Below are 7,713 nucleotides of genomic sequence, written 5' to 3'. Positions count from 1 at the left end.
CCGGGGCATGTTTTTTTTTTTTTGTTTGGGGGGGCGCGGCGTCCGCGCCCAAGCCCGCACGCTATCAGGTGGCGTGAATACCTCTTTAGGGAGCGATCAGCGTCAGCTTCGCGGCTTACGCCGCTCCCACAAATAGTTACCAGCCGGGTACCGCCGGTTTGACCGGTTGGGGTGGTCGGCGCAAGCTCGGTGTCCTTGTTTGTCAGTACACAGGAACTGCGATGAGTGTCTTTGACCTGCGACTGGAAACCGAACGCCTGCTGTTGCGCCCGCCGGCAGCCGAGGATTTCGACGCTTTCGCTGCGTTCTGTGCCGATCCGCAGACCATGCAGCATCTCGGTGGTGTGCAGCCGCCTTCGGTGGCCTGGCGCAGCCTGGCGGCACTCACGGGAAGTTGGCAGCTGCTGGGCTACTCCATGTTCTCCGTGATCGAGAAAAGCAGTGGGCGCTGGATCGGCCGGGTCGGCCCTTGGCAGCCGCATGGCTGGCCGGGCACGGAAGTGGGCTGGGGCATCAGCTCCGGGTTCTGGGGCCGCGGCTACGCACCGGAAGCGGCACGGGCCAGTGTCGATTGGGCCTTCGATACGCTGGGTTGGCAGGAAGTGATCCATACCATCGTGCCGGCCAATACCAGTTCGGTGGCTGTGGCACGCAAGTTGGGCTCAAGCTTGCTGCGGCAGGCACGATTGCCAGCGCCCGCCGATATCGAGGTGGATGTGTGGGGTCAATCCCGGCAGCAGTGGCTGTCACAGCGCTGAGATCCCGTTTTTGCTGCGGTCGCAGCTTTACCGGAACACCCGTGATCCGTTCAGATGGATGCTGTCGTCTGCCATTCGGTAGCGGGGAGCGGATCAGTGAGTGTTTCGGGTGCCGGGTTGCGGGTGTATGGCATGTCCTCGTCGGGCAATTGCCACAAGGTGCGGTTGCTGCTGGAACAGCTGGGCACGCGCTACGACTGGGTCGAGGTGAACAGCGCCGAAGGCCAGACCCGCACCCCGGAATTCCTCGCCCTCAATCCGAACGGGAAAGTACCGCTGGTGCAGCGTTCCGATGGACGCGTGCTGACCGAATCCAACGCCATCCTGTTCTGGCTGGCCGAAGGCACCCCATTCTTGCCGAGCGATGGTTGGCAGCGGGCGCAGGCCTTGTCGTGGATGTTCTTCGAGCAATACAGCCACGAGCCCTATATTGCCGTCGCGCGCTTCATCAGCATCTGGACGCCGGCCGATTCGCCGCGCCGCGCTGAGCTGCCGCGCCTGCGTGAGCGTGGCCATGATGCGCTGGGAGTGATGGAGCGCCATCTGCAGGGCAATCCCTGGTTTACCGGCCCCGACTACGGTGTGGCCGATATCGCGCTGTTTGCGTACACCGTTGTCGCCGAGGATGGTGGCATTGGCCTGTCGCCGTATCCGGCGATCCAGCGCTGGTTGCAAGCGGTGCAGGCCCAGCCCGGCTTCATGCCGATACTCGCTGGCTGAGTGCGCGTTGTTGATGCTTGATTCCGTTGTCTCACCTGTTTGCTGTGGAGTCTGTCTGCATGTTTGCTCGTGTACCGAATCCTATTCCAGCCCGCATGAAGGGCTTGAACCGCGCTGAGATCTGCGACACCAATTTCATCGAGTTCGTCAGCGCGCTGGCGCCGGGCCCGGATCAAGGTCCGCAGCCGGCCGCGCCGGTCTTGCCGGGTAGCGCCTTGGATGCGCAAGGCTTCCGTGAGTTGTTCGAGTCGCAGTTGATCAGTCGTCATCTGGACCTGATGGCACGCGTGCTGCGTGTGCAGAACAAGGTCTTCTACACGATCGGCTCGTCCGGCCACGAAGGTAACGCAATGGTGGCGCGTGCCGCCCGGCATACCGATCCGGCCTTCCTGCATTACCGCTCCGGTGGCTTCATGGCCGAGCGTTTCCGCAAGCTGCCGGGCATGGATCCGGTGATGGACTCGGCGCTGTCATTCGCGGCCAGCAAGGATGACCCGGCCAGCGGCGGTCGCCACAAGGTGTGGGGCAGCAAACCGCTGTGGGTGCTGCCGCAGACCTCGACCATCGCTTCGCACCTGCCCAAGGCGCTGGGCACGGCGATGGCGATCGAAGCCGGCAAGCGGCTGGGGCAGGGCCTGCCGATTCCCGATGACAGCATCACCATCTGCTCGTTCGGCGACGCCTCGGCCAATCACGCCACTGCGCAGACAGCGTTCAATGCAGCGGCCTGGAGCAGCTTCCAGAAGCTGCCAGCGCCGGTCCTGTTCGTCTGCGAAGACAATGGCATCGGTATCTCGGTGAAGACGCCGGAAGGTTGGATCGCCGAGAGCTTCCGGCATCGCCCAGGGCTGGACTACTTCCATGCCGACGGCCTGGACCTGGTCAACGGCTACGCCGACGTACAGCGCGCAGTCGAACATTGCCGACGCACACGGCGACCGACCTTCCTGCATCTGCGCACCACGCGCCTGATGGGTCACGCCGGCACTGACTTCGAGATCGAGTGGCGAGCGCTGGAGGAGTTGTGCGCGGTGGAAGCTGGCGATCCGCTGCTGCGTTCGGCGCAGGTGGCGGTGGAATCCGGGCTGATGGACAAGGCTGAAGTGCTGGCCTTGTACGAGCATACCCGCCAGCGCTGCTTCGCCGCTGCCGAGGACGCCGACAAGCGCCCACGCCTGACCGCGCTGCAGGATGTGATCGCGCCGCTGGCGCCGTATACGCCGGACAAGGTGCAGGCCGAAGCGTCGCGCGCCGATTACAGCGAACGACGCTTGCAGGTGTTCGGCAGCGAGGCTGGCTTGCCGGAGAATCAGCCGGCCAAACACCTTGCTGTGCAGATCAACCAGGCGCTGCACGATCTGTTCGCCAAGTACCCGGAGACCTTGCTGTTCGGCGAGGACGTGGCGCAGAAGGGTGGCGTCTACACGGTCACCAAGGGCCTGCAGAAGGCATTCGGTCCGCGCCGGGTATTCAATACCTTGTTGGACGAAACCATGATCCTGGGCATGGCCCAGGGCTTTGCCAACATGGGCATGCTGCCGTTGCCTGAGATCCAGTACCTGGCCTACCTGCACAATGCCGCTGACCAGGTGCGCGGTGAGGCCTGCTCACTGCAGTTCTTCTCCAATGACCAGTACCGCAATCCGATGTTGATACGCATTGCCGGGCTGGGCTATCAGAGGGGCTTTGGCGGCCACTTCCACAACGACAATTCGATTGCCGCCATCCGCGATATTCCAGGGTTGGTGGTTGGTTGCCCATCGCGCGGTGATGATGCGGCGGCAATGCTGCGTACGCTTGCTGCCCTGGCCAAGGTCGACGGGCGGGTCTGCGTGTTCCTGGAGCCGATCGCGCTGTACATGACCAAGGACCTGCACGCAGCAGGTGATGGCCAATGGCTGTTCCCGTATCCGGCACCGGATCAGGCACTGACGCTGGGCGAGGGCCGGGTTTACGGCGAAGGCAACGATGACCTGCTGATCATCAGCTACGGCAACGGCGTACCAATGGCGCTGCGCGCTGCCAGGACCATCGAGCAGCAGCACGGCTGGAAGGTACGCGTGGTCGATCTGCGCTGGCTGGTGCCACTCAATGCCGCTTATATCGCAGAGCAGGCCAAGGGCGCGAAGCGCATCATCGTGCTCGACGAAGGTCGCCAGAGTGCCGGCGTGGGCGAGGGCGTTATCACCGCCCTGGTCGAAGCCGGCCATGGACAGGTGCCGTTGCGCCGGGTGACCGGCGTGGATACCTATACGCCGCTGGCTGGTGCGGCCTTGCTGGTGCTGCCCGGCGATGCCGACGTGGTGGCTGCGGCGGCGGAGTTGGTGTGAGCCGCCCGCAGCGCGTGTTTGTGGGAGCGGTGTGAGCCGCGAAGCTGACATTGCTTAGCTCGCCAACATACCCGCGACCTGGCTGATCCGTGGCTTCGCGGCTTACGCCGCTCCTACAGCTCTGCTCCCTCCCTTTGGCGCAGCCAAGGGGAGGGTTGGGGAGGGGGTGGCTTTTGGGGTTGTCAGGAGCTGCGAGCCTCGCGGCTCTGCTCCCTCCCTTTGGCGTAGCCAAGGGGAGGGTTGGGGAGGGGTGGGCTTTTAGGGTTGTCGGGAGCTGCGAGCCTCGCGGCTTACGCCGCTCCCACAAAAAGGCCAACACCATCGCCACCTCGCAGACAAACAAAACCCCGCCAAGGCGGGGTTCTGTTTTCATGCATCAACAGCCAGATCAGCTATCAGCCTTCAGCTTGGCCAGGCGCAGCCAGGTGTCGACCACGGTGTCCGGGTTCAGCGACACCGACTCGATGCCTTCCTGCATCAGCCATTCGGCCAGATCCGGGTGATCGGACGGGCCCTGGCCGCAGATGCCGACGTACTTGCCCTTGGCACGTGCGCTCTTGATCGCCATCGACAGCAGCTTCTTGACTGCCGGGTTACGTTCGTCGAACAGGTGCGCGACGATCGAGGAATCGCGGTCCAGGCCCAGGGTGAGCTGGGTCAGGTCGTTGGAACCGATCGAGAAGCCGTCGAAGATCTCAAGGAACTCATCGGCCAGCAGTGCGTTGGACGGCACTTCGCACATCATGATGATCTTCAGGCCGTTCTCGCCCTGCTTCAGGCCATTGGCGGCGAGCACTTCCACCACCTTGCGGCCTTCTTCCAGGGTGCGAACGAATGGGATCATCACCCACAGGTTCTCCAGGCCCATCTCGTTGCGCACGCGCAACACGGCCTGGCATTCCAGTGCGAACGCCTTGGAGAAGCTCGGGTCGACGTAACGGCTGGCGCCGCGGAAGCCGATCATCGGGTTCTCTTCGTGCGGTTCGTAGTTGTTGCCGCCGATCAGGTTGGCGTATTCGTTGGACTTGAAGTCCGACAGACGCACGATCACCGGGTTCGGTGCGACCGAGGCGGTCAGGGTGGCGATGCCCTCGGCCAGACGGTCAACATAGAAGCTCACCGGGTCCTTGTAGCCGGCAATCTTCTCGTCGATCTTCTTCTTGGTGGCAGCGTCCTGGCGGTCGTATTCCAGCAGCGCATTCGGGTGGATGCCGATGTGGCTGGCGATGATCATTTCCAGGCGGGCCAGGCCGATGCCGGCGTTCGGCAACTGGCCGAAGTCGAAGGCACGTTCCGGGTTGGCCACGTTCATCATGATCTTCAGCGGTGCCGGCGGCATGTTGCCCAGATCGGTGGTGCTGCGGTCGAAGGCCAGCTTGCCGGCGTAGATGAAGCCGGTGTCGCCTTCGGCGCAGCTGACCGTCACTTCCTGGCCGTCCTGGATCAGCTGGGTCGCATTGCCCGAGCCAACCACGGCCGGCACGCCCAGCTCACGGGCGATGATCGCGGCGTGGCAGGTACGGCCACCACGGTTGGTGACGATGGCCGAAGCGCGCTTCATCACCGGCTCCCAGTCGGGGTCGGTCATGTCGGCAATCAGCACGTCGCCCGGCTGCACGCGGGCCATGTCGTCCAGCGACTTGACCACGCGGGCCACGCCAGCGCCGATCTTGGCGCCAACGGCACGGCCTTCGGCAATGACTTCACCCTTTTCCTGCAGCGCGTAGCGCTCGATCTGGGTGGCCTTGGCGCGCGACTTCACGGTTTCCGGGCGGGCCTGGACGATGAACAGCTTGCCGCTGACGCCGTCCTTGGCCCACTCGATGTCCATCGGGCGGCCGTAATGCTTTTCGATGACCAGTGCCTGCTTCGACAGTTCCTGCACGTCCTCATCGCTGATCGAGAAGGTGTTGCGCACTTCGACCGGGGTGTCTTCGATCTTGACGCGCTCGCCCGGGACGTCCGAATAGACCATGCGGATGGCCTTGGAACCCAGCGAGCGGCGCAGGATCGCTGGCTTGCCGGCATGCAGGCTGGGCTTGTAGACGTAGAACTCGTCCGGATTGACCGCGCCCTGTACGACCATTTCGCCCAGGCCGACCGAGGAGGTGACGAACACCACATCGCGGAAGCCGGACTCGGTGTCCAGGGTGAACAGCACGCCGGAGGAGCCGACGCCCGAGCGCACCATCAGCTGCACGCCGGCGGACAGGAACACGTCTTCGTGCTTGAAGCCGTGGTGCACGCGGTAGGCGATGGCACGGTCGTTGTACAGCGAGGCGAACACTTCCTTGACCTTGTGCACGACGTCGTCGGCACCGGTCACGTTGAGGAAGGTTTCCTGCTGGCCGGCGAACGAGGCGTCCGGCAGATCTTCGGCGGTTGCCGAGGAGCGCACGGCCACGGCGATGTCGCCGCCGCCGTTCTCGGCGCTCAGCTTGGCGTAGGCAGCGCGGATGTCCTGGTCCAGCTGCGGCTGCAGCGGGGCATCGATAACCCAGCCGCGGATTTCCTTGCCGGCAACGGTCAGGGCAGCGACATCTTCCACGTCCAGCGTGGCCAGCTTGTCGAAAATGCGCTTGGACAGGTCGTTGTGGGCAATGAAGTCCTTGAACGCTTCGGACGTGGTTGCGTAACCACCGGGGACGGAGACCCCAAGACCGGCCAGATTGCCGATCATCTCCCCAAGCGAGGAGTTTTTGCCACCTACGCGGGCCAGATCGGCCAAGCGCAGCTCATGCAACCACAGGATATTCTCGTTCAAGCGCGATGCTCCGTTGAGGCCATCGCCCGTGGCGGGCTTGGGATGGCCACGTCCGTAGGAAGAAGCCAATATGATGCAGTGCACACCGAAGCCGCACAAGCTTGTGACAATACTTTGTCTTGTGCTTGTCTTTTTCTGGACAGGCTAGGTCATCACGCTTGACCCGTGGTCAGGATCACATTCTGAAGGGAGCTTTCATGACGGCAATCCGGCCGGTTTTCTATGTTTCCGACGGCACCGGCATCACCGCCGAGACCGTTGGCCACAGTCTGTTGACGCAGTTCAATGGCTTCAGTTTCGTTACTGATCGCATGTCGTTCGTAGACGATGCCGACAAGGCGCATGAGGCGGCAGCGCGCATCAGGGCCGCTGGCGAGCGCTACCAGGTGCGTCCAATCGTGATCAGCTCCTGCGTGGATTCCAGTCTCGGCTTGATCCTGGAAGAGAGCGGAGCCCTGGTCCTGGATGTCTTCGCCCCATTCATCGGGCCACTGGAGCAGGAGCTCAGTTCCGCGCGTCACTCCAAGGTCGGTCAGGCACACGGGATGGTCGATTTCGACACCTACCATCGCCGCATCAACGCGATGAATTTCGCGCTGAGCCACGACGACGGCATCGCGGTGAACTATGACGAGGCAGATGTGGTGCTGGTCGCGGTGTCGCGTGCGGGCAAGACCCCGACCTGCATCTATCTGGCGCTGCACTATGGCATCCGCGCGGCCAATTACCCGTTGACCGAGGAGGATCTTGAGCAGGATCGCCTACCACCGCGTCTGCGTTCCTATCGCAACAAACTGTTCGGGCTCACCATCGACCCCGAGCGCCTGCAGCAGATCCGCCAGGAGCGCAGGCCCAATTCGCGCTACGCAAGCTTCGAGACCTGCAAGCGTGAAGTCGCCGCCGCCGAGACCATGTTCCGCATGGAACGCATCCCGACCTTGAGTACTACCCACACCTCGATTGAAGAGATATCCAGCAAGGTGTTGAGCACCTTGAGCCTGCAGCGCGAGATGTTCTGAGCCAAAGGGCGCAGGAACAACCACCTGTAGTGGGGGGGGGGGGGGGGGGGGGGGGGGGGGGGGGGGGGGGCGGGGGCGCGCGGCGCGGGCGGGGGGGGGGGCGGGGCGGGGGGGGGCGGGGG

At 63.7% G+C, this 7,713-nt stretch carries 5 protein-coding genes; 4 read left to right on the top strand and 1 reads right to left on the bottom strand.

Annotated elements, in window-relative coordinates:
- Window positions 1-221 precede the first annotated feature (221 nt).
- The 3 genes from ACVOL0_RS19645 to ACVOL0_RS19635 all read left to right on the top strand — a co-directional run bounded on the left by ACVOL0_RS19645 (window position 222) and on the right by ACVOL0_RS19635 (window position 3,808).
- A complete protein-coding gene (locus ACVOL0_RS19645) occupies window positions 222-758 on the top strand; it encodes a GNAT family N-acetyltransferase (protein WP_481550513.1) in 537 nt (178 codons plus the stop codon).
- Window positions 759-854: 96 nt separating this feature from the next.
- Window positions 855-1,478, top strand: a complete 624-nt coding sequence (locus tag ACVOL0_RS19640) for a glutathione S-transferase family protein (protein WP_481550512.1) — start codon at window positions 855-857, stop codon at window positions 1,476-1,478.
- A 59-nt stretch (window positions 1,479-1,537) separates the two neighbouring features.
- Window positions 1,538-3,808: a thiamine pyrophosphate-dependent enzyme gene (locus tag ACVOL0_RS19635; protein ID WP_481550511.1), complete on the top strand. Its 2,271-nt coding sequence runs from the start codon at window positions 1,538-1,540 to the stop codon at window positions 3,806-3,808.
- 388 nt (window positions 3,809-4,196) lie between these two features.
- Here the strand turns inward: ACVOL0_RS19635 and ppsA are convergent, their stop codons facing one another.
- Complete coding sequence (gene ppsA, locus ACVOL0_RS19630; protein WP_481550510.1) at window positions 4,197-6,572, bottom strand: phosphoenolpyruvate synthase; 2,376 nt, start codon at window positions 6,570-6,572, stop codon at window positions 4,197-4,199.
- 197 nt (window positions 6,573-6,769) lie between these two features.
- Here ppsA and ppsR point away from each other — a divergent pair, with 197 nt between their 5' ends.
- Entirely contained in the window at window positions 6,770-7,591 is an 822-nt protein-coding gene (gene ppsR, locus ACVOL0_RS19625; protein WP_481550509.1) for a posphoenolpyruvate synthetase regulatory kinase/phosphorylase PpsR, read from the top strand.
- The last annotated feature ends 122 nt before the right edge of the window (window positions 7,592-7,713 follow it).

It is taken from the genome of Stenotrophomonas sp. STEN021, from assembly GCF_056760175.1.
The sequence above is the reverse complement of the archived record's forward strand: the minus strand, read 5'-3'. Positions and strand labels throughout refer to the sequence as shown.

Coding starts and splice junctions, on each gene's coding strand:
- ppsR (WP_481550509.1), top strand. CDS start 6,770: ATGACGGCAATCCGGCCGGTTTTCTATGTTTCCGACGGCACCGGCATC.
- ACVOL0_RS19635 (WP_481550511.1), top strand. CDS start 1,538: ATGTTTGCTCGTGTACCGAATCCTATTCCAGCCCGCATGAAGGGCTTG.
- ACVOL0_RS19645 (WP_481550513.1), top strand. CDS start 222: ATGAGTGTCTTTGACCTGCGACTGGAAACCGAACGCCTGCTGTTGCGC.